Here is a 20,098-nt window from a genome sequence, read left to right as displayed (position 1 = left end):
ACCGGCCCGCATGATGGGCGCCATGGACTCCCCCGACCGCACCCGCCGGCCCCGCCCGTCCCCTCCCGAGCGGCGTCCCGAGCACGCCGGCTCCGGCCTCGCCCGGCTCGCCGGGCTCCTCGCCGACGACACCAGGGCCCTGTTCTGCCTGGCGCTGCTGGACGGGCGGGCGTGGACGGCGGGCGAGCTGGCCCGGCTGGCCCACGTCGCGCCGTCCACGGCCGGCGAGCACCTGGACAAACTGGTGGCCGGGGGCCTGCTGGCCCAGGAACGCCAGGGCCGGCACCGCTATATGCGGCTGGCCGGTCCGTCGTCCGCGCGTCTGGTCGAGGAGCTGGCCGCGCACGCGGGGCCCCCGCCCGCCGCGCGCTCCCTGCGGGAGGCCTCCGCGAACACGGCGATGGCCCGGGCCCGCACCTGCTACGACCACCTGGCCGGACGCCTGGGGGTCGCGGTCACCGACGCCCTGCTGGAGCGGGGACTGCTGCGGCAGGAGGCCGGGCTCGCGGTGACCGGGGCCGGGTTCGCGGTGACCGGGGCCGGGCTGGGGTGGTTCGGCGGGCTCGGCATCGACCTGGGAGCCCGCCCGTACGGCCGCCGCCCGCAGGCCCGCGCCTGCCTGGACTGGACCGAACGCCGCCCCCACCTGGCCGGTGCGGCCGGGGCCGCGCTGTGCCGGCACGCCCTGGAGGCCGGCTGGTGCGAGCGGATCGGCACCCGTCGGGCGCTGCGCGTGACCGATGCCGGGCGGCACGCCCTGCACGAGCTGCTGGGCCTGACCGGCGCCGACCTCGGCGGCGAGCCGGCGGGCACTTCCGGTATGGCGGAGGCAGCCAGGACCACGGAGACGGCGGAGGCCACGGCATGAGGACCGCCGCCGGAGCGTTCCCCCGTACGGGCGATGCGAGGGCTGGGACGCGGCAGGCCGTCCCGGATTGCGGTAGACCCGGGAATGTCGTCATGCTGCACCCACACCGTCCGTGGAGGACCGATGAGCGCCCAGCCGCACTCGTACGCAGCCGCCGACCCGGAAACAGCGCTGAAGTACGCGATCCAGCACATCCGGGGGGACCGGGTGCAGATCGTGGAGGGGGTCATCGAGCCGGTGTCACCGAGTTGGGACCACGAGGCCGCGGCGGACGTCGTCCGCGAGCAGATCGGCCCGGCCGTACGGCGGCTCGGCTGTGTCGCGGGATCGGGCAACCTGGACCTGCCCGGAAGCAGCAACTGGTACGTGCCGGATCTGGCCGTCGTCCCCCGGGACCTGGCCAAGGGGGCGGGCGCCCTGCTTCCGGACCAGACGCTGCTGGTGGTCGAGGTCACCTCCGAGTCGAACGCCGACACCGACCGCACCGCCAAGCGCCGCCGCTACGCCGAGTACGGAGCGCCGCTGTACCTGCTGGTCGACCGGCAGGAGCGCGCCTGCACGCTCTTCGCCGAGCCGGGCGAACTCGGCTACACCCGGGTGGAGGGGCCGCATCCGTTCGGCACGCCCGTGCGGCTGCCCGAACCGTTCGCGGTGGAGCTGGACACCTCCGACCTGGGCTGAGCCCCGCAGGGGCCGGCTCCGGAGAAGACCTCGTGGGAAAGGACGTCGTGGGAGAGGGGAGCCGTCCGTGGTGAACGCGTCCGCCCCATCCACCGGCTCCGCCGCGTCCGCCGCCTTCCGCGCACTGCACCGCCGCGGGCGGCCGCTGCTGCTGCCATGCGCCTGGGACCACGCCTCGGCCGCCGCCTTGGCCGCGCACGGCTTCCCCGCCGTCGGGACCAGCAGCCTGGGGGTGGCCGCCGCGGCCGGACTGCCCGACGCCACGGGGACCGCGCGGGAGCGGACCCTGGCGCTGGGGCGGCGGCTGGCCCGGCTGCCGGTGCCCGTCAGCGTGGACGTCGAGGGCGGGTTCTCCGAGGACCCCGCGCAGGTCGCCCGTTTCGCGCGGGAGCTGGCCGAGGCGGGGGTGGCCGGGGTGAACCTGGAGGACGGGCTGCCCGGCGGGCGCCTGGCCGACCCGGCCCACCACGCGGAGAAGATCGCGGCCGTCAAGGAGGCCGCCCCGGCGCTGTTCGTCAACGCCCGCACCGACACCCACTGGCTGGCCGCCGACCCCACCACGGCCGCCGCGTCCCGCCGGGCCCGCGCCTACCGGGAGGCCGGGGCCGACGGCGTCTTCGTGCCCGGCCTCACCGACGAGGACGGCATCCGGGCGCTGGCCGGCGAGCTGGACGCCCCGCTGAACGTCCTGTACTCCCCCGGCGGCCCCACCCGCGAGCGGCTGGCCGAGCTCGGCGTGGCCCGGATCAGCCTGGGGTCGCTGCTGTTCCGCGCCGCCCTCCAGCGCGCCGTGGAGCTGGCCGCCTCCCTCGCCGACCCGGCCGCCCCGCCCCCGCCACTGCCCACCTACGACGAGACCTGCGCCCTGACCGCCCCCTGGGCGGACGGCGGCTGACGGGGGCTGACGGCCTGCCTTCGTGCCGCCCTGGGCGCCCAGGGCGGCACGAAGGCCTACTTGCGGTTGTACAGGCGCATGGTGGCCGTTCCGAAGACGGCCACCAGCACCGCGCCCCACCCCAGCGACCAGGCGATCTCGGTGGCGGGCCAGTCGCCCGCCATCAGTCCGCGCACCGCCGAGGCCAGATGGGTCACGGGGCTGTTGTTGACGAAGGCCTGGAGCCAGCCGGGCATGGTGGACGGGTCGACGAAGACGTTGCTGAGGAACGTCAGCGGGAAGATCACCATCATGCTGACGCCCATCACCGACTTCTCGGTGCGCAGCATCAGGCCGAACATCGTCCAGATCCACGAGAAGGCGAACGCGAAGACGATCAGCAGCGCCACCCCGGCCACCACTCCGGGCACGCCGCCGGCCGGGCGGAAGCCCAGCACCAGGCCGAGGGCCAGCATCACCGCGCAGGCGATGGTGTAGCGCAGCATGTCGCCGAGCAGATAGCCGACCATCGCCGAGGGGCGCCAGATCGGCAGGGTGCGGAACCGGTCGAAGACGCCCTTGGCGATGTCGATGTTGACCGCCACACCGGTGTACATGGTGATCATCACGATGTTCATCACCAGGATGCCCGGCAGCAGGAACTGCACGTACTGGTCGGTCGACCCGGCCAGTGCGCCCCCGAAGAGGTAGGTGAACATCAGCACCATCATCACCGGGAAGACGGTGACGTCGAAGAGCTGCTCGGGCACGTGCTTGATCTTCAGCACCGCCCGCCAGCCGAAAGCGGCGGAGGCGGCCCAGGCGCTGGGGCGGGGCGGGCGCTGCCCGGAGACCAGCAGGCCGGCCAGGGTGTCGGCCGCCGCGGGGACCGGCTCGCCGGTCTCGCCGGTGCGCTGTCCGCGGGTCGTGGCGGTGCTCATGCCGGGATCTCCTGTTCCTCGTTCGCCTCGTTCTCGGGGGCGCCGGTGCGGGCGGCGGGGCGGTCGGTGAGGGCGAGGAAGACCTCGTCCAGACTGGGCTGGCCCAGCGAGAAGGTGTCGACGGTGATGCCGGATCGGGCCAGCTCCGCCAGCGCCCGGGAAGCCTGCTCGGCCGCGCCCGCGCCGTCGCCGCGCAGGCCGACGCGGGCGGTCAGGGCCACCGGGTCGGGATCGAGCTGGATGCGTGCCTCCAGGACGCGGGCGAGCAGCCGCTCGGCCTCGGGCCGCCGCTCGGCGTCCCGCAGCCGCAGATGCACCGCGCCGGCGCCCACCGAGGCCTTCAGCTCGCCCTTGGTGCCCTCGGCGATGACCTTCCCGTGGTCGATGACGGCGATGCGGGAGGCGAGCTGGTCGGCCTCGTCGAGGTACTGGGTGGTCAGCAGCACCGTGGTGCCCCGGGAGACCACCGCCCGCACGATGTCCCACACCTGGTTGCGGCTGCGCGGGTCCAGGCCGGTGGTCGGCTCGTCCAGGAAGAGCAGGTCGGGGGTGTTGAGGATGGACGCGGCGATGTCGATGCGGCGCCGCATGCCGCCCGAGTAGTTCTTGACCTGTTTGCCCGCCGCCTCGGCGAGCCCGAAGGCCTCCAGCAGCTGCTCGGCCCGCCTCCGGGCGGCGGGCTTGCGGTGGCCCAGCAGCCTGCCCAGCAGGATCAGGTTCTCCGCCCCGGTCAGGTCCTCGTCCACCGAGGCGTACTGCCCGGTCAGGCTCACCCGGGCGCGTACGGCGTCGGCCTCGTGCAGCACGTCGTGCCCGAAGACCCGGGCCCGGCCGCCGTCGGGGCGCAGCAGGGTGGCGAGCATCTTGACCGTGGTGGTCTTGCCCGCCCCGTTGGGACCGAGGACCCCGTAGACCGTGCCCGCCGGGACGGCGAGGTCCACGCCGTCCACCGCACGGGTCTCCCCGAACACCTTGACCAGCCCGGATGTCTCGATCGCCAGGCCGGATGCGCTCTCGCCCATGTTCCGTCGTCCTCGTCGCTCGTCGGTTGTGCGGCTTCCCTCGTCCTTCGGACCGTCCGGGGGCACCGGACTCATCGCTTCCCGCGGATTTCCCCCACCGGATGTCCCGGGTCTCCCGGATGTGCCGGGTCTCCCCGGCCGGCGGGGTCGTAACGGATGTGCGGGCACAGTGCGTCTCCTCAGTCGTCCTCAGTCGTCGCGGACCTCGACGCCCAGCGCCCGGGCGAGCGCGGGGGCGAGGTCCAGCAGTTGCGCCGGGCTGACGATCGCGCCCCTGAGCGAGTCGTGGCCCGCCGTGATCCCCAGCCCGGCCGCGTCGCGCAGATCGACCCGCGTGAGCCTCGCCTTCTCCAGCCGCACCCCGTCCAGGACCGAACCGGGGAACGCCACGCCCTCCAGGGCCGCCTCGCCGAAGTCCACGTCGCGCAGCAGGCAGTCCACGAAGGACACGTCGCGCAGGCGCGCGGCGCGGAGGTTGACCGAGTCGAGTTTGCAGTTGAAGAACGTCACGCGGCGCATCCGCGCCTCGAACGCCTCCACTCCGGCCAGGGCGCCGGAGACGGCCTCGACGTCCGTCCAGTCGGTCTCGGCCAGGTCGGCGCCCACCCACCGCACGGTGTGCAGCCACACGTCGTTGAAGCGCGCCCGCCGGTAGCGCCCGCCGTCGAACTCGACCGAGGTGAGGGCGGACTCCACGAAGCCGGCGCCGCCGGCGTCCGCGCCGTGGAAGCCGTCCCCGTCGAAGTGGACGGTGTCGTAGGTGCGCTCCCGCTCCAGCCGCCCGCCGCCGTCGAACGGCTGGAGGTACTCCGCGTAGGGCAGGTCGGCCAGCTCCCGCGGAGCCGGCGGGGCGGGCGGCGTGCGACGGGGGCGCGGGGTTCGCTGGGCGGGCATGGGGGCCTTCCGGGCCGGACGACGGGTGTCGCCTCGAACCCTAGGCGCACCCTCTGACAATGCCCCTGCGCCCGCGGTGAGCACCATGTCCTCGCGAGGGCTGCGGCGCCTGCGCCCCCCGCGGGGGTGGCCGTCCCTACGCCCCCGCGAGGGTGGCAGCCTCTACGCCCCCGCGAGGGTGGCAGCCTCTACGCCCCCGCGAGGGTGGCGACCATGACCGCCTTGATGGTGTGCATGCGGTTCTCCGCCTCGTCGAAGACGACCGAGTGCTCCGACTCGAACACCTCGTCCGTCACCTCCAGCGACTCCAGGCCGTACCGCTGGTGGATCTCCCGGCCCACGGCCGTGCCCAGGTCGTGGAAGGCGGGCAGGCAGTGCAGGAAGCGGACGCGCGGGTTGCCGGTGGCGCGCAGGACGTCCATGGTGACGGCGTACGGCCGCAGCAGCTCGATGCGCTCCTCCCAGACCTCCTTGGACTCGCCCATCGACACCCACACGTCGGTGGCGACGAAGTCGGCGCCGGCCACACCCTCCTCGACCTTCTCGGTGAGGGTGACGCGGGCGCCGGTGGTCCTCGCCAGGGAGCGGGCGGCGGCGACCACCGGCTCCTCGGGCCACAGGCTCCGCGGCGCCGCGATACGCACGTCCATGCCGAGCAGGGCGCCGGTGACCAGGTAGGAGTTGCCCATGTTGTTGCGGGCGTCGCCGAGGTAGGCGTAGGCGGTCCGCGTCAGCGGCTTGTCACAGTGCTCGGTCATGGTGAGCACGTCGGCGAGCATCTGGGTGGGGTGCCAGTCGTCGGTGAGCCCGTTGTAGACGGGGACGCCGGCGTGGGCGGCCAGCTCCTCCACCGCGTCCTGACCGCTGCCCCGGTACTCGATCGCGTCGTACATCCGTCCCAGCACCCGGGCGGTGTCGCGCACTGACTCCTTGTGGCCGATCTGGGAGCCGGACGGGTCGAGGTAGGTGGTGTGGGCGCCCTGCTGGGCGGCGGCGGTCTCGAAGGCGCAGCGGGTGCGGGTGGAGGTCTTCTCGAAGATCAGCGCGATGCCGCGTCCCCGCAGCCGCTGTTCCTCGGTGCCCGCCCGCCGGGCCGCCTTCAGTTCGGCTGCCAGCTCGATCAGGTGGCGGAACTCCTCGGGGGTGAAGTCCAGCTCCTTGAGGAAGTGGCGGCCCGTGAGATCGATCGCCATGGGGTCTCCTGGGGACTGTCGCGTCGGATACGGCGGGAAAGCCGGAAGTCTATACGAGCCATCGCATCCCTATGCAGAGAGGGGTGTCTCCGTCCCCGCTCCGCCCCCGGACCGTACCCGTACGGACTCCCCCCCGCCCCGCGCCCTTCCCCGGCCGTGCCCGCCCCCACGCCTACACCGCGTCGCGCTCGACCGGGCAGCTCATGCAGCGCGGCCCGCCCCGGCCCCGGCCCAGCTCGCTGCCGGGGATCGTGATGACCTCGATCCCCCGCTTGCGCAGGTGCGTGTTGGTGGTGACGTTGCGCTCGTAGGCGATGACCACGCCCGGCTCGACGGCCAGCACGTTGCAGCCGTCGTCCCACTGCTCGCGCTCGGCGGCGTGCACGTCCTGGGTCGCGGTCAGCACCCGGATGCCGTCCAGACCCAGGGCCGCGGCGATGGCGCGGTGCATGTGCTCGGGCGGGTGGTCGGTGACCTTCAGCTCCGACTCGGCCGCGCCGGGCTCGATGGTGTAGGAGCGGAGCATGCCCAGGCCCGCGTACTGGGTGAAGGTGTCGCCGTCGACCATCGTCATCACCGTGTCCAGGTGCATCAGGGCGCGCTTCTTGGGCATGTCCAGGGCCACGATGGTGCGGGCCGAGCCCGCCGCGAACAGGCCCTGGGCGAGCATCTCCACCGCCTGCGGGGTGGTGCGCTCGCTCATCCCGATGAGCACCGCGCCATTGCCGATGACCAGCACGTCCCCGCCCTCGATGGTGGAGGGGTAGGCGCCCTGGCCCTCGGACCAGACGTGGAAACCCCTGCCCCCGGGCGCGCCGGGGTCCGGGGAGCCGGGGTCCTGGACTCCGGGTGCGCCGGAGGGCCGGGCGAACAGCGGGTGGTGGTGGTAGATCGCCTCGAAGTGGATCGTCTCGCGCTGCCGGGCCGGCCAGCGCATGGCGTTGATGGACACCCCGTCGTAGATCCAGGCGGAGGTGTCGCGGGTGAACAGGTGGTTGGGCAGCGGGGCCACCAGGAAGTCGTCCAGGTCCATCACGTGGAAGCGCACCGAGACCGGCTCGGGGTGCCGCTCCAGGTACTCCCGCTTGGTCATCCCGCCCACCAGCGCCTCGGCCAGCTCCGCCCCGGACATCTCCTCGAAGACGGCCCGCAGGTGGTCGGCGGCCAGCGGCCCGTACTCCTTCTCGTGGAAGGTGCGGTCCAGGACGAACGCGCGGGCTGCGGGGATCTCCAGGGACTCCGCCAGCAGGTCGCCGAACAGGTGGACCTCCACGCCCCGGTCGCGCAGGACATCGGCGAAGCCGTCGTGCTCCTGGCGGGCCCGCCGCACCCACAGCACGTCGTCGAAGAGCAGGTCGTCCCGGTTGGTCGGGGTGAGCCGTTTCAGTTCCAGGTCGGGGCGGTGCAGGATGACGCGGCGCAGCCGCCCGGCCTCGGAGTCGACGTGGAATCCCATGCCACCATCCTCACCCCGAGCCGGACGGCTACACCCCGAGGCACCGACCGGCCGCCGGGCCGGCGGCCGGAGTCGCGGTCACAGTCTGGGGTCGACCGGCTCCGACTCCAGGGCGAGGACCGCGAAGACCGCCTCGTGCACCCGCCACAGCGGCTCGCCCCCCGCCAGCCGGTCCAGCGCCTCCAGGCCGAGGGCGTACTCGCGCAGGGCCAGGGAGCGCTTGTGGCCCAGGTGGCGCTCCCGCAGCCGCCGCAGGTTCTCCTCGCGGGCGTACTCCGGGCCGTAGACGATCCGCAGGTACTCCCGCCCCCGGCACTTCACGCCCGGCTGGACCAGCCGTCCGCCCGGGCCCCGCACCAGGGCGTCCAGCGGCTTGACGACCATGCCCTCGCCCCCGGCCGCCGTCAGCTCCAGCCACCAGTCGGTGCCCGCCGCGACGGACGCCTCGTCGCCGGTGTCCACCACCAGGCGCCCGGTGCGGCGCAGCAGCCCGGTGCCGTCGGCGCCGGCCAGGCGGTCCAGCCAGGCGAGCTGGTCGAGGTGCGGTACGGCGGCCAGGCTGCGGCCGCGGACGGCGAGGATCTGGAAGGGCGCGAGCTCCACGCCGTCCAGCCCCTCCACCGGCCGGCAGTACCGGCCGTACGCCTCGGTGAACGCCGCCGCGTCCGCCGCGCGCTCCCGCTGCCGAGCCAGCAACCCGTCCACCTTCGAGCCCCGGGCGGCCGCCGCCTCCAGGGCGGCCAGCGCGCCGGGGAAGACGGCTCCCGCTGCCGCGCCGACCGCCGCGTACTGCCGGCGCAGCAGCCCGGCCGACTTCAGCGACCAGGGCAGCAGCTCGGCGTCCAGCAGCAGCCAGTCGGTGTCCAGCTCCTCCCACAGCCCGGCGCTGTCGGCGGCGGCGCGCACCCGGGCGAGGACTTCCTCGGTGACGGCCCGGTCGTCGAAGAACGGACGCCCGGTGCGGGTGTGGAGCGCGCCCGTCTCCCCGCCGGTCACGCCGAACCGCTCGGCCGCGGTGTCCGCGTCGCGGCAGACCAGGACGACGGCGCGCGAGCCCATGTGCTTCTCCTCGCACACCACCTTGGCCACGCCCGCCGCCCGGTACTCGGCGAACGCCTCGGCCGGGTGCTCCAGGTAGCCCGCCGACTTCGAGGTGGCGCAGGGCGCCATCGTCGGCGGGAGGTAGGGCAGCAGGCGCGGGTCGATCGCGAAGCGGCTCATCACCTCCAGCGCGGCGGCGGCGTTCTCCTCGCGCACCGCGACGCGGCCGGCGTGGCGGGTCTCCACCACGCGGCGGCCGTGCACGTCGGCCAGGGCGAGCGGGCGGCCCTCGTGCCCGCCGGGCGCGTCCGCCGTCAGCGGCCTCACCGGCTCGTACCAGACCCGCTCGGCGGGGACGTCCACCAGTTCGCGCTCGGGCCAGCGCAGGGCGGTCAGGGCGCCACCGAAGACGCAGCCGGTGTCCAGGCAGACGGTGTTGTTCAGCCAGGTCGCGCGCGGGGTGGGGGTGTGGCCGTAGACGACGGCGGCCCGGCCCCGGTAGTCCTCGGCCCACGGGTAGCGCACGGGCAGGCCGAACTCGTCGGTCTCGCCGGTGGTGTCGCCGTACAGGGCGTGGCCGCGGACCCGGCCGGAGGTGCGGCCGTGGTACTTCTCGGGCAGCCCGGCGTGGCAGACGACCAGCTCTCCGCCGTCGAGGACGTAGTGGCTGACGAGCGAGCCGATGAACTCCCCCACCCGCGCGGGGAACCCCGGGTCGGCGGCGGCCTCCTTCTCCATCTGCTCGATCGTCTCGGCGAGTCCGTGGGTGTGCCGGACGTTGCGTCCTCTCAGGTGCCGGCCGAGCTTGTTCTCGTGGTTGCCGGGGACGCACAGCGCGTGCCCGGCGGTGACCATGCCCATGACCAGGCGCAGCACTCCGGGGCTGTCGGGGCCGCGGTCGACGAGGTCGCCGACGAAGACGGCGGTGCGCCCATCGGGGTGGCTCGCATCCACCGCGCGGCCGGCCGCGTCGCGCTCGATCGCGTAGCCGAGTCTGCCCAGGAGGGCCTCCAGTTCGGCGCGGCAGCCGTGGACGTCGCCGACGATGTCGAACGGGCCGGTCAGGTGCCGCAGATCGTTGTAGCGCCGCTCCAGCTCGATGCGGGCGGCGGCCACCTCCTCCACCCCGCGCAGGACGTGCACCTTGCGGAAGCCCTCGCGCTCCAGGGAGCGCAGGGAGCGGCGCAGTTCGCGCCGCTGGCGCGGGATGACGTGGGCGGGCATGTCCGCGCGGTCGGGGCGGGCGGCGTTGCGCTCGGCGCAGACGCGCTCCGGCACGTCCAGGACGATCGCCACGGGCAGCACGTCGTGCTCGCGGGCCAGCCTCACGAGCTGCCGCCGGGCCTCGGTCTGCACATTGGTGGCGTCCACCACCGTCAGGCGCCCGGCGGCCAGCCGCTTGCCGGTGATGTAGTGCAGCACGTCGAAGGCGTCGGAGCTGGCGCTCTGGTCGTTCTCGTCGTCGGCGACCAGGCCGCGGCAGAAGTCGGAGGAGACGACCTGGGTGGGCGCGAAGTGGGTGCGGGCGAAGGTGGACTTGCCCGCGCCGGTGGTGCCGACCAGCACCACCAGGGACAGGTCGGGTACGGCGAGGGCCGTCGTACGGGCCGGGGCGGGGTCCGCCGCCCCGGCCGGGGCGGGCGCGGGGGCGGGTGCCGGGGTGCGGTCCGTCATGCGGCTTCCTCCTTCACACTGGTCGGTGCCTCGGCGGCCAGGCGGAACAGGGCGAGCTGGGTGGGCGGGCCGACCTCGGGGTCGTCCTCGCCGACGGGTCGGAACTCCACGGTGTAGCCGTGCCGTTCGGCCACGCCCGCGGCCCAGGCGCGGAACTCCTCGCGGGTCCACTCGAAGCGGTGGTCGTGGTGGCGCACCCGGCCCGCGGGCAGGGTCTCCCAGCGCACGTTGTACTCGGCGTTGGGCGTGGTGACCACGACAGTCCCCGGCCGGGCCGCGCCGAAGACGGCGTACTCGGCCGCGGGCAGGCGCGGCGGGTCGATGTGCTCGATCACCTCGCTGAGCACGGCCGCGTCGTAGCCGGACAGCCGGGGATCGGTGTACGTCAGCGAGCCCTGGGCGAGGCTGACGCGGGCGGCCTGCCGCTCGGACATCCGCTCCGGGCGCAGTCTGCGCCGTGCTTCGTGCAGAGCGCGCATCGACACGTCCATGCCCGCGATCTCGGTGAAGCGGGTGTCCTTCAGCAGCGCCTGCACCAGCTGGCCCTGTCCGCAGCCCAGGTCCAGGACGCGGGAGGCGCCGCTCTCGCGCAGGGCGGCCAGGATCGCCTCGCGGCGCAGGACGGCCAGCGGGGCGGGGCGCTCGTCGGTGTCGGCGCCCTCGTCCACGGCGTTGTCCAACTCCTCGGGCTCGCTGCCGTCGGCCTCGGCCAGGCGGGCGAGTTCCAGGCGCTCCAGGGCCTCGCGGGTGAGGCGACGGCGGCGGGTGAGGTAGCGGCCGGCGATGAGCTCCTGCTCGGGGTGGTGCTCCAGCCAGCCCTCCCCGGCACGCAGCAGCTTGTCCACCTCGTCGGGGGCGACCCAGTAGTGCTTGGCGTCGTCCAGCACCGGCAGCAGGACGTACAGATGGCGCAGCGCGTCGGCGAGCCGCACCTCGCCCTCCAGCACCAGCGACACATGGCGGGAGTCGCCCCACTCGGGGAAGCGGGCGTCCAGCGGCACCGGCTGGGCGCCCACCGTCCAGCCCAGCGGCTGAAAGAGGCGGCGGACCAGCTCGGGGCCGCCGCGGGCGGGCAGCGCGGGCACCTCGATCCGCAGGTGCCTTCTCCGTCCGGGCAGTTCGGGCCGGGCCCGGCACTGGCCCTTGAGCGCGCTGGAGAACACCGCGCCCAGCGCCACGGCCAGCAGCGAGGAGGCCGCGTACGGGCGGTCGTTGACGTACTGCGCCAGGGCCGAGTCGGGTGCGCCGCCTCGTCCCCTGCCCCGGCCGCGGCGGACCAGGGCGACGGGGTCGACCTCCAGCAGCAGCGCCGCGGTGCAGCGCTCGGGCCCCGCCTCGGGGTAGAAGACGTGCGCGGTGCCGTGGGAGGTGGAGAACTCCTGCGCCCGGTCGGGGTGTTTGTGCAGCAGGAATCCGAGGTCGGTGGCGGGCCGCCCGGCGCTGCCGGTGGTGGTCATCGTCAGGAACACCTGAGCGAGTATGGCCCGTTCAGGTGGTCCGCCCCACCGGTTTTCCACCGGGGCGGGGCGCTGGTACGACTATCCCTCCGGTCCTGGTCCTGGTCCCGGTCCCGGTTCTGCCCCCGGCCCCGCCTCCCGCTCCGCTCCCGCCGCGAGCTCCGCCGCCAGAGCGGCGATCTCCGCCGGGCCCACCCGGCAGCAGCCGCCGACCAGCCGAGCGCCGTCGCGCACCCACACGCGGGCGGCGGCCGGGTCGAAGGCGGCCTCGCCCCTCCAGGCGCCGCGCGCCGCGTCCCAGCCCTCGCCGCTGTTGGGGTAGACCACCACCGGCTTGCCCGTGGCCCGCGCCGCCAGGCGTACGGCGGGCGCGGCGTCGCGCGGATCGCAGCAGTTGACGCCGACCGCGATCACCTGGTCGTTGCCGGCGGCGACGGCGAAGGCGTCCGCCAGCGGCTGCCCGGCCCGGGTGCGCCGCCCGGCGACGGTGTACGACAGCCACACCGGCACCCCGCAGCCGGCCGCCGCGCGCAGCAGGGCCTCGGCCTCGTCGGCGTCGGGCACCGTCTCCAGGGCCAGGACGTCCGGGGCGGCCGCCGCCAGCGCCTCGATCCGGGGCCGGTGGAAGCGCTCCAGCTCGGCGACCGTCAGGCCGTACCGGCCGCGGTACTCGCCGCCGTCGGCCAGCACCGCGCCGTACGGGCCGACCGAGGCGGCCACCCACACCGGTTCGCCGGCCGCGCCCGCCGCGGCACGGGCCAGGGCCACGCTGCGGCGCAGCAGGGCGTCGGTCTCCTCGCGGCCCAGCCCGCGCCGGGCGAAGCCGGGGTGTGAGGCCTGGTAGCTGCCGGTGATGAGCACCCGCGCCCCCGCCCGCGCATAGGCGGTGTGGGCCGCCTCCACCTGGGTGGGGTCGTCGGCGAGCAGCCGGGCCGACCACAGCTCGTCGGACAGGTCGCAGCCCTGTGCCTGGAGCTGGTTGGACAGCCCGCCGTCGAGGACGAGGGGACCGCGCGCCAGGGCGTCCGCGAGCAAAAGCCCCGGGGCGGGCGCGGGTGTGGGACCGGGCGGCGGCGCGGGCGGTGGGCTCATGCCGGGCTCACCCCAGCCGGCTCTGCACCTGGGAGGAGATCAGCTCCAGGTGGTCCAGGTCGTGCAGGTCCAGGATCTGCAGGTAGATCCGGGAGGAGCCCGCCTCCGCGTAGCGGCCGATCTTGTCGACCACCTCGGCCGGGGAGCCGGCCAGTCCGTTCTCCTTCAGCTCGTCCACCTCGCGGCCGATGGCCGCCGCGCGCCGTGCCACCTCGGCGTCGTTCCGGCCCACACAGGCGACCAGGGCGTTGGAGTAGATCAGGTCGTCCGCGGCGCGGCCGTGCTCCTCGGCGGCGGCCCGCACCCGGCCGAACTGCCGCTCGCTGTCCTCGACGGAGACGAAGGGGACGTTGAACTCGTCGGCGAAGCGCGCGGCCAGCGCCGGGGTGCGCTTGGCCCCCATGCCTCCGACGAGGACGGGCACCCTGGCCTGTGCGGGCTTGGGCAGCGCGGGCGAGTCGGTGAGCCGGTAGTGGGCGCCGTCGTAGGAGAACGTCTTGCCCGGCTCGGTGGCCCACAGCCCGGTGACGATCTCCAGCTGCTCCTGAAGCCGGGAGAACTTCTGCCTGGGGAACGGGATGCCGTACGCGGTGTGCTCGGCCTCGAACCAGCCGGCTCCCAGGCCGAGTTCGACCCGCCCGCCCGACATGGCGTCGACCTGCGCCACCTGGATGGCCAGGACGCCCGGCAGCCGGAAGGTGGCCGCGGTCATCAGGGTGCCCAGCCGGATGCGCCTGGTCTCGCGGGCGAGCCCCGCCAGGGTGATCCAGGCGTCCGTCGGGCCGGGGAGCCCGTCGACGTCGCCCATCTTCAGGTAGTGGTCGGAGCGGAAGAAGGCGTCGAAGCCCAGGTCCTCGGTGGCCTTGGCGACCGTGAGGAGGGTGTCGTAGGAGGCGCCCTGCTGGGGTTCGGTGAAGATGCGCAGATCCATGCCCTCCATCCTGCACCTTTGTTACGCCTCCTCCCGTACCGGCGGGCCGTCACCGCACACCGGCGCGGCGCCCTCACGCACCGGCGGGACTCCGGCCCCGCCCGCCGGCGGGGCCGGACGGAAGGGCCGGGGTATGAGGGCGAGCCGTCTGAGGATCGCCGTCACCCTGTCACCGCACTCGTCGGCCGCGTCGATGCCCTCGATGCACCTCCAGTAGAGCCCTTCCTCCTCCGCGTCGACCGCCACCAGCACCAGCGCGCCCCCGGCCTCGCCCAGCAGGCCGCCCAGTTCGTGCAGGGCCGAGAGGGGGTCGCTCATCTCCGTCAGGCGGGCGGCGCGCGCCCCGTCGGACCGCTGCCCGGGGCCGCGCAGCGAACCGCAGGCGCGTCCGCTCGCCTCCCGCAGTCCCCCGGCCTGGGCCCGCACCTCGGGCGGGCCCGCCGTGGCCAGGTGGACTCCTACCGCCTCCGCGAGCGCCTGCGCCTGCCACGCCTCGGTAACGACGTCAGCCGCTTCCTCACTGTGTGCGAGCGCTCGCCGCGTGATCTCAATGAGTGGTACCGCATCCATCCACCTTTTCCCTCCGCAACCATTCGCTACCCAGCGTGATACCCATGACCGCGCTTGGCTAGGGGGTTCGGGAAAACTGTGGAAAAACTCGACACTGTGGAGAACACCATCACTCCGAAGAGTGACGATTGGCCTTTCCCTGAGCACCGTCGAGGCCGTCCGTCTCACCGGCTCCCCCATCAACCCTTCCGCCACTCTCCGTGACGGGGAAGCGTCGTTCGTTCCGCTCGATCTTCGCCTCCAGCGCGGCCGGCGCGTCGATCCCCAGCACCTCGCAGAACTGCAGCAGATAGGCGAGGACGTCGGCGACCTCGTCCGCGACCCGTCCCGCCGTGCCCGGGTCCTCCATCACCCGCGCCGACTCCCCGGGGGTGAGCCACTGGAAGATCTCGGCCAGTTCGGCGGCCTCCACGCCCAGCGCCATCACCAGGTTCTTCGGCGTGTGGTACGGCTCCCAGCGGCGTGCCGCCGCGAACTCGGCCAGCCTGCGCTGGAGTTCGCCCACCTTCCCCCGGGGCCGTCCGTACGGCACCGGGTGGTGCCCTCTCCCCCGGCCGTCCTCGGCGCCCCCACCGTCGCCGCCGTCCCCGCCGCCTGCGTGCATCCGTCCGTCGTTCACGCTCCAGGTCTACCAGCCGGGCCGCGGACGCCTCCCCCGCCGCCTCGCCGGCGGCCGGCCCTACGGGGCGGCGGTGCCGACGGGCCTGGCGCTCAGCACGTACGTGCCGGTGCGGTCGGCGACGGCGAGGTGGAACGGCGCTCCCCGTGCCAGCAGTTCGCAGGCGGCCCGCTGCCGCTCCTCGTCCTCGTGCCACCGGCGCAGTTCCGCGGGCGCGTCGGCCGCCCCGGCGGGCCCGTCCGGCAGGGGGACGAGCGCACCGCCCGGCGCCCAGCGGGCCGTTCGCGGGTCGGGGTCGAGCCCGTCGGCGATCCGGCGGGCCTGTCCGCGCAGCCAGCCCAGCGCCCGGCGGCGGTCGTCCACCTCGCACGCACCGAGCTGCACGGCGACCGTGCCGCCGTGCACCGCTCCCACGGCGACGACCTCGGCCCGGTAGACCGGGAGCCGGGCGCCTCCCCCGTCTCCCCCGCATCCGGTGTGGCCCCGGCGGCCCGAACGGCCCGCCGTCCGTGCGAAGTCGCGTACGACCAGGCGCGCGCCGCGCCAGGAGAAGTTCCCCGCGGCCCCGGCGAGGCGGCCGGTGCGGGCAGATGGTCCGAAAACGTCGATCACGCCCTCCACGGTGGCTCCCGCCACCGGGAGGGACAAGCGATCACGCACGTCCAGGGAGGTGGTGTACGCGCCCGCGGGCGGTGCTGTACGCGCTGTCCGCCGCGACGGCGCCGGGGTACCGCGGGGGGCCGCCGGTCAGCACCCCCGGGCGGCCCCCCGTTCGAACGGCTTCTCGGGGCACCACACCAGCATGTCCGCCTCCGGTTCCCGTACCCCTGACCCGTCGCCGCAGGACCGACGCCGGCGGCCCGGCTCGGCCGCTATCCGGAGTGGCGGCGGTACCTCCCCGTTTACGGGGAGGGTGTAGCCGTCTTTCCCGCGTAGTGGGGCAGGGAAAGGCGCATCGCCGTCAGGGCGATTCGCCGTCTCCACCCACGGTGGTGAGAGCAACCTCAAGCAGGTGGATGATCTCAGAGTTGAGGGACCGCCGGTCGGTGTCGGCCTGAGCGAGAAGCCGTTCGTGGAGGTCTTCGGGGAGCCTGAGTGAGAAGTGCTTCATGGGTTCATCGTAGACCTACGGTGATATCATGATCGACATGAAGCTCAGGTACCAGTTCCGGCTGTACCCGAGCGCCCCGCAGAGGAATCAACTGGCCAGGGCGTTCGGATGCGCTCGCGTCGTCTGGAACGACGCCTTGCGTATCCGGCAGGACGCCTACAAGCAAGGCAAGCCGGTTCCGTCGATCGTCGCGCTGGCCAAGCTGGTCATCACCGAGGCGAAGAAGACCGAAGACCGGGCATGGCTCGGCGAGGTCTCCGCGGTCCTACTCCAGTCCTCCCTACGGGACCTGGGGACGGCGTACTCCAACTTCTTCGCCTCGAAGAACGGCACCCGCAAGGGCCCGAGGACGGGACCGCCGAAGTTCAAGAAGAAGACCAGCCGCCAGGCCGTCAGACTTACCAAGGCCGCACGGTTCTCCATCACCGAGGAAGGCGCGCTGCGCCTTCCGAAGATCGGTGACGTCAAGATCCGCTGGTCCCGGGAACTTCCGTCCGAGCCGTCGTCCGTGACGGTCATCAAGGACGCCTCAGGAAGGTACTTCGCCTCGTTCGTCGTGGAGGCCGAGGACAAGCTGCTCCCGGAACTGGACTTGGACGAGACAGAAACCGGAATCGACCTCGGACTCTCGTCGTACGCGGTGCTGCGGGGCCGGAAGATCGCCAGCCCGAAGTTCTTCCGGCGCCAGGAGAAGAAGCTTCGCCGTGCTCAGCGCAAGCTGAGCAGGTGCGAGAAAGGCAGCAACAACCGGCGCAAGGCCAAGCTCGCCGTAGCCAGGATCCATGCGCGCACAGCCGACCAGCGGCGCGACTTCATCGAGCAGGAAACCACCCGGATCGGCCGTGAGAGCCAAGCGGTCTACCTGGAGGACCTGAACGTGAAGGGCATGGCCAGGGGAAAGCGCGCCAAGTCCGTCCACGACCAGTCCTTGGGAAGGTTCGCCCGCGCCCTCGAAGCGAAGTGCGCCCGGTACGGCCGTGACTTCGCCAAGGTGTCCCGCTGGTTCCCGAGCACCCAATTGTGCTCGTCCTGCGGGTCGGTCGAAGGACCGAAGGGACTGGAAGGACTCAAGATCCGGTCGTGGACGTGCTCCTGCGGAGCCGTCCACGACCGGGACGAGAACGCCGAACTCAACATCCGCCGCGAAGGGCGGAGCATTGTGGCCGAGGGACGCCCGGACACGTAAAACGCCTCGTGGAGCCCGTGTAAGACTCGGCAAGCCGGGCGGTGGGTGATGAAGCAGGAACCACCACGCACGTGCTGGCAACAGCGGCGGCACGGTGGGAATCTCCCCCGTTCACGGGGGAGAGCGTCAACCGACGTCCGCCCTGATCGAGTCGCCGAAGAGACCGTCGGTGAAGGTGACCGTCTTCGGCTCGATCTTCCCCTTGACGGTGACGGTGCCGGTCACCTTCTCGCCCTCGGTCAGCTCGACCGTGTCGATCTGGCGCTCGTCAGCGGCGAGCTCGACGTCGTACTTGGAGCCGTCCGCGGCCGTGACCTCGAAGTACAGCGGGTTGACGCCGACCTTCTCCGCGCTGTTGTTGACGACCGTGACCAGCACGGAGGTGTACTCCTCGCCATCGGCGAGGATGGTGGGCCGGAAGTCGGCGGCCTCCGCCGTGACCTGGATCGGCGCGGGGGCCTCCTCCTCGGGCTCCTCCCGCGGCTTCTCCTCGCCCTTGTCCTTCTTCTCCCCGCCGCCGGGCTCCTTCGGCGCCGCCGGCGCGGCGGGCTTCTCCGCGCTCTCGTCACCGCCCGCGCCGAGAGCCGCACCGATGACGCCGATCACGACGAAGAAGGCGATGACGCCCAGGCAGCCGAAGCCGATGATCCTCCCCGCGCCGGACTTCTTCCGCGGTACGGGCGGCATCGGCTGCTGCGGCCGGCCGGGCCCCCACTGCTGCTGGTACTGCGGACCGGGATTGTGCTGGGCCATCGGAGGACCCCCCTCTTCCTGTCTGTGCTGCTGCCTCCGGACTTCAGAGGCACGGCGCTCGGCCGGGGCCGGGCCCCGGCACACCCCACCCGGCCGGTTCGGCCGACAGCCACGGGCGTGCGCTCCACGAAGAACCATAGAACAAGGAAACTAAGTTCACAATCACAATGACCATGGTCGGCATCAACCAAGTGCTGCGAGGTCATCGTGCGCACGCACGGCCGCACGCCGGACCCCTCCACGCGTACGGCCCGCCCGCCGCGGATGGGAGACGGGTCCTCGGAAACACTGGGGGAATGCGCACCGAACCTGATGTGGGATCCGACCGTGAGCCGCTCGCCCGTCTGCTCGGCGCCGCCGAGGCGGCCGTCGACGCCGGGGTCGGGTGGCTCACCGAGGCGGGGGACGAGTGGTCGAAGCGGAGGTTCAAGGCGTCGGGCGAGGAGGTCACGGACGCCGACGCCGAGGTGGAGCGGCGCATCACGCGGGTGCTGCGGGAGCACGCGCCCGGTATCCCGGTCGTCGGCGAGGAGACCGACCGGGAGGAGGGGGATTCGGTACCGTCCCGCTGCTGGCTGCTGGATCCGATCGACGGCACGATGAACTTCACCCGCGGCGCCCCGCTGTACGCCGTCTCCCTGGGGCTGGTGGACGGCGGCGAGCCCGCACTGGGCGTGCTCCACGCCCCCGCCCTGAACCGCCGCTGGAGCACGGGCCCCGACACGGACGCCGCCCCGGGCACGGAAGAGGCTCCCAGTACGGAAGAGGCGGGGGAAGGCGCCCGGGAGGTGTCCCGGGCGGTGGTCGGCGTCACGGGCGCCGGGGACGTCCACTCCCCGTCCGGGAGGCTGCTGACCGCCCTGCTGGACGAGGCCTACCGGGTACGGATGCAGGGCTGCATGAGCCTGGACCTGATCGGCGTGGCCGAGGGCTGGCAGGACGCCTGTGTGTGCGTCGGCGCCAAGCCCTGGGACGTGGCCGCCGGGGTGGCGCTGCTGCGCCGCCGCGGATGGACGGTGCTGGACGGCGACGGACGGCCGTACGCCTTCGGCGCCCCGGTCCTGGTGGCGGGGAACGGGCCGCTGGCCCGGGAGCTGGCCTCCCTGTGCCGGGCCCGGATCCGGTAGCCGGGTACGGGCCCGGTGACAGTGCGATACGGATGCGGGCGTTCCCATGGCGGAGCACCCGGCGAGCCCCTACCGTACGCGCATGCGCCACCCCGCTGAGCTGTACTACGCGCCCAGTCTGCCGCCCGACGAGGTACGGGCACTGCTCCGCCGCGACCAACTCCTCCTGCGAACCTGTCAGGCCGCGCTGGGCCGTGTGGGCGGGGACGTCCTGGGGCTGTCGGTGGAGCCGCGCCCCGGCGAGGTCGTCGTCCACGCGGCGGTGGCCAGGGAGACGCCCGAGGCCGTGCAGAACCTGCAGGAGATCGTCTCCGAACTGAAGATGCTCCTGATGGGGAGTCCCGAGGGCCGGTCCGACATCACGACCGAGGTCCACATCGGCTCGCCCTGTCCCGCGCTCTGGCCCGGTTACGGCCATGCGCTGGTCTACGTGGCCAAGTGGAACGACCTGGACAAGGAGGGGGACGAGGAGACGGAGAAGGTGGGGGAGCGCTAGGCGCCACTCCTCCCGCCGTCCCCGCTCCCGCCGCGCCCCGGGTGCCCCAGGAGGAAGAAAACGGTGCCCGTACGCGCGGCGGGGCTCCCTCGTGCGTCCCCGCCGGAGGGCG

At 73.5% G+C, this 20,098-nt stretch carries 20 protein-coding genes; 6 read left to right on the top strand and 14 right to left on the bottom strand.

From position 1 onward, the window contains the following. Nucleotides 1–22 precede the first annotated feature (22 nt). The 3 genes from BM237_RS15700 to BM237_RS15690 all read left to right on the top strand — a co-directional run bounded on the left by BM237_RS15700 (nucleotide 23) and on the right by BM237_RS15690 (nucleotide 2,444). The gene (locus BM237_RS15700; RefSeq protein WP_093850436.1) at nucleotides 23–868 is read left to right on the top strand and encodes an ArsR/SmtB family transcription factor; all 846 of its coding nucleotides are present in this window, start codon (nucleotides 23–25) and stop codon (nucleotides 866–868) included. Between the two features lie 123 nt (nucleotides 869–991). Then, nucleotides 992–1,549, top strand: a complete 558-nt coding sequence (locus BM237_RS15695; protein ID WP_093850287.1) for a Uma2 family endonuclease — start codon at nucleotides 992–994, stop codon at nucleotides 1,547–1,549. Nucleotides 1,550–1,619: 70 nt separating this feature from the next. Next, the gene (locus tag BM237_RS15690; RefSeq protein ID WP_175541037.1) at nucleotides 1,620–2,444 is read left to right on the top strand and encodes an isocitrate lyase/PEP mutase family protein; all 825 of its coding nucleotides are present in this window, start codon (nucleotides 1,620–1,622) and stop codon (nucleotides 2,442–2,444) included. Nucleotides 2,445–2,500: 56 nt separating this feature from the next. Here the strand turns inward: BM237_RS15690 and BM237_RS15685 are convergent, their stop codons facing one another. The 13 genes from BM237_RS15685 to BM237_RS15625 form a co-directional block, all read right to left on the bottom strand. Continuing rightward, nucleotides 2,501–3,364 carry an ABC transporter permease gene (locus tag BM237_RS15685; RefSeq protein WP_093850285.1) on the bottom strand — a complete coding sequence of 288 codons (864 nt, stop codon included), beginning with the start codon at nucleotides 3,362–3,364 and terminating at the stop codon, nucleotides 2,501–2,503. Beyond that, nucleotides 3,361–4,386 carry an ATP-binding cassette domain-containing protein gene (locus BM237_RS15680; protein ID WP_093850284.1) on the bottom strand — a complete coding sequence of 342 codons (1,026 nt, stop codon included), beginning with the start codon at nucleotides 4,384–4,386 and terminating at the stop codon, nucleotides 3,361–3,363. The genes BM237_RS15685 and BM237_RS15680 overlap by 4 nt, the downstream gene beginning before the upstream one ends. A 189-nt stretch (nucleotides 4,387–4,575) precedes the next feature. Next, nucleotides 4,576–5,280, bottom strand: coding sequence for a pentapeptide repeat-containing protein (locus BM237_RS15675; RefSeq protein ID WP_093850283.1), 705 nt, complete (start codon nucleotides 5,278–5,280; stop codon nucleotides 4,576–4,578). 188 nt (nucleotides 5,281–5,468) lie between these two features. Further along, nucleotides 5,469–6,473: an ornithine carbamoyltransferase gene (argF, locus tag BM237_RS15670; RefSeq protein ID WP_093850282.1), complete on the bottom strand. Its 1,005-nt coding sequence runs from the start codon at nucleotides 6,471–6,473 to the stop codon at nucleotides 5,469–5,471. 172 nt (nucleotides 6,474–6,645) lie between these two features. Beyond that, on the bottom strand, nucleotides 6,646–7,929 hold the full coding sequence (locus tag BM237_RS15665; RefSeq protein WP_093850281.1) for an arginine deiminase: 1,284 nt from the start codon (nucleotides 7,927–7,929) through the stop codon (nucleotides 6,646–6,648). Between the two features lie 78 nt (nucleotides 7,930–8,007). Then, nucleotides 8,008–10,644 carry a polynucleotide kinase-phosphatase gene (locus BM237_RS15660; RefSeq protein WP_093850280.1) on the bottom strand — a complete coding sequence of 879 codons (2,637 nt, stop codon included), beginning with the start codon at nucleotides 10,642–10,644 and terminating at the stop codon, nucleotides 8,008–8,010. Then, nucleotides 10,641–12,113, bottom strand: a complete 1,473-nt coding sequence (locus BM237_RS15655) for a 3' terminal RNA ribose 2'-O-methyltransferase Hen1 (RefSeq protein WP_093850279.1) — start codon at nucleotides 12,111–12,113, stop codon at nucleotides 10,641–10,643. Before BM237_RS15655 ends, BM237_RS15660 begins: the two co-directional genes overlap by 4 nt. A gap of 69 nt (nucleotides 12,114–12,182) precedes the next feature. Further along, nucleotides 12,183–13,193 carry a homocysteine S-methyltransferase gene (gene mmuM / locus BM237_RS15650; protein ID WP_093850278.1) on the bottom strand — a complete coding sequence of 337 codons (1,011 nt, stop codon included), beginning with the start codon at nucleotides 13,191–13,193 and terminating at the stop codon, nucleotides 12,183–12,185. Nucleotides 13,194–13,200: 7 nt separating this feature from the next. Next, a complete protein-coding gene (locus BM237_RS15645; protein ID WP_093850435.1) occupies nucleotides 13,201–14,124 on the bottom strand; it encodes an LLM class F420-dependent oxidoreductase in 924 nt (307 codons plus the stop codon). Nucleotides 14,125–14,145: 21 nt separating this feature from the next. Then, nucleotides 14,146–14,694: a DUF6099 family protein gene (locus tag BM237_RS15640; protein ID WP_245793651.1), complete on the bottom strand. Its 549-nt coding sequence runs from the start codon at nucleotides 14,692–14,694 to the stop codon at nucleotides 14,146–14,148. A 109-nt stretch (nucleotides 14,695–14,803) separates the two neighbouring features. Then, nucleotides 14,804–15,298 carry a nucleotide pyrophosphohydrolase gene (locus BM237_RS15635; protein WP_093850434.1) on the bottom strand — a complete coding sequence of 165 codons (495 nt, stop codon included), beginning with the start codon at nucleotides 15,296–15,298 and terminating at the stop codon, nucleotides 14,804–14,806. 75 nt (nucleotides 15,299–15,373) lie between these two features. Further along, the gene (locus BM237_RS15630; RefSeq protein WP_139238117.1) at nucleotides 15,374–15,925 is read right to left on the bottom strand and encodes a hypothetical protein; all 552 of its coding nucleotides are present in this window, start codon (nucleotides 15,923–15,925) and stop codon (nucleotides 15,374–15,376) included. A gap of 349 nt (nucleotides 15,926–16,274) precedes the next feature. Beyond that, nucleotides 16,275–16,424, bottom strand: coding sequence for an Arc family DNA-binding protein (locus tag BM237_RS15625; protein ID WP_093850276.1), 150 nt, complete (start codon nucleotides 16,422–16,424; stop codon nucleotides 16,275–16,277). Nucleotides 16,425–16,452: 28 nt separating this feature from the next. Here BM237_RS15625 and BM237_RS15620 point away from each other — a divergent pair, with 28 nt between their 5' ends. Beyond that, nucleotides 16,453–17,610, top strand: coding sequence for an RNA-guided endonuclease InsQ/TnpB family protein (locus BM237_RS15620; RefSeq protein WP_245793650.1), 1,158 nt, complete (start codon nucleotides 16,453–16,455; stop codon nucleotides 17,608–17,610). 126 nt (nucleotides 17,611–17,736) lie between these two features. Here BM237_RS15620 and BM237_RS15615 read toward each other — a convergent pair whose 3' ends face one another. Further along, nucleotides 17,737–18,363, bottom strand: a complete 627-nt coding sequence (locus tag BM237_RS15615) for a DUF4352 domain-containing protein (protein ID WP_093850275.1) — start codon at nucleotides 18,361–18,363, stop codon at nucleotides 17,737–17,739. A gap of 296 nt (nucleotides 18,364–18,659) precedes the next feature. Here BM237_RS15615 and BM237_RS15610 point away from each other — a divergent pair, with 296 nt between their 5' ends. Both BM237_RS15610 and BM237_RS15605 read left to right on the top strand, forming a co-directional pair. Next, nucleotides 18,660–19,490 (top strand): inositol monophosphatase family protein, encoded by an 831-nt coding sequence (locus BM237_RS15610; RefSeq protein ID WP_093850274.1) that lies wholly within the window; start codon nucleotides 18,660–18,662, stop codon nucleotides 19,488–19,490. Between the two features lie 82 nt (nucleotides 19,491–19,572). Then, on the top strand, nucleotides 19,573–19,986 hold the full coding sequence (locus BM237_RS15605; protein WP_139238116.1) for a hypothetical protein: 414 nt from the start codon (nucleotides 19,573–19,575) through the stop codon (nucleotides 19,984–19,986). Nucleotides 19,987–20,098 lie beyond the last annotated feature (112 nt).

Origin of the sequence: Streptomyces mangrovi, assembly GCF_900114215.1 — a bacterium.
GTDB lineage: Bacteria > Actinomycetota > Actinomycetes > Streptomycetales > Streptomycetaceae > Streptomyces > Streptomyces barkulensis.
This window is presented reverse-complemented; position numbering and strand designations above follow the sequence as displayed.

What these genes read in the sequence shown, in the direction of transcription:
- BM237_RS15700 (WP_093850436.1), top strand. Translation starts at nt 23, where the DNA reads ATGGACTCCCCCGACCGCACCCGCCGGCCCCGCCCGTCCCCTCCCGAG.
- BM237_RS15695 (WP_093850287.1), top strand. Translation starts at nt 992, where the DNA reads ATGAGCGCCCAGCCGCACTCGTACGCAGCCGCCGACCCGGAAACAGCG.
- BM237_RS15685 (WP_093850285.1), bottom strand. Translation starts at nt 3,364, where the DNA reads ATGAGCACCGCCACGACCCGCGGACAGCGCACCGGCGAGACCGGCGAG.
- BM237_RS15680 (WP_093850284.1), bottom strand. Translation starts at nt 4,386, where the DNA reads ATGGGCGAGAGCGCATCCGGCCTGGCGATCGAGACATCCGGGCTGGTC.
- BM237_RS15675 (WP_093850283.1), bottom strand. Translation starts at nt 5,280, where the DNA reads ATGCCCGCCCAGCGAACCCCGCGCCCCCGTCGCACGCCGCCCGCCCCG.
- argF (WP_093850282.1), bottom strand. Translation starts at nt 6,473, where the DNA reads ATGGCGATCGATCTCACGGGCCGCCACTTCCTCAAGGAGCTGGACTTC.
- BM237_RS15665 (WP_093850281.1), bottom strand. Translation starts at nt 7,929, where the DNA reads ATGGGATTCCACGTCGACTCCGAGGCCGGGCGGCTGCGCCGCGTCATC.
- BM237_RS15660 (WP_093850280.1), bottom strand. Translation starts at nt 10,644, where the DNA reads ATGACGGACCGCACCCCGGCACCCGCCCCCGCGCCCGCCCCGGCCGGG.
- mmuM (WP_093850278.1), bottom strand. Translation starts at nt 13,193, where the DNA reads ATGAGCCCACCGCCCGCGCCGCCGCCCGGTCCCACACCCGCGCCCGCC.
- BM237_RS15645 (WP_093850435.1), bottom strand. Translation starts at nt 14,124, where the DNA reads ATGGATCTGCGCATCTTCACCGAACCCCAGCAGGGCGCCTCCTACGAC.
- BM237_RS15640 (WP_245793651.1), bottom strand. Translation starts at nt 14,694, where the DNA reads ATGGATGCGGTACCACTCATTGAGATCACGCGGCGAGCGCTCGCACAC.
- BM237_RS15635 (WP_093850434.1), bottom strand. Translation starts at nt 15,298, where the DNA reads ATGCACGCAGGCGGCGGGGACGGCGGCGACGGTGGGGGCGCCGAGGAC.
- BM237_RS15625 (WP_093850276.1), bottom strand. Translation starts at nt 16,424, where the DNA reads ATGAAGCACTTCTCACTCAGGCTCCCCGAAGACCTCCACGAACGGCTT.
- BM237_RS15620 (WP_245793650.1), top strand. Translation starts at nt 16,453, where the DNA reads ATGATCGACATGAAGCTCAGGTACCAGTTCCGGCTGTACCCGAGCGCC.
- BM237_RS15615 (WP_093850275.1), bottom strand. Translation starts at nt 18,363, where the DNA reads ATGGCCCAGCACAATCCCGGTCCGCAGTACCAGCAGCAGTGGGGGCCC.
- BM237_RS15610 (WP_093850274.1), top strand. Translation starts at nt 18,660, where the DNA reads ATGCGCACCGAACCTGATGTGGGATCCGACCGTGAGCCGCTCGCCCGT.
- BM237_RS15605 (WP_139238116.1), top strand. Translation starts at nt 19,573, where the DNA reads ATGCGCCACCCCGCTGAGCTGTACTACGCGCCCAGTCTGCCGCCCGAC.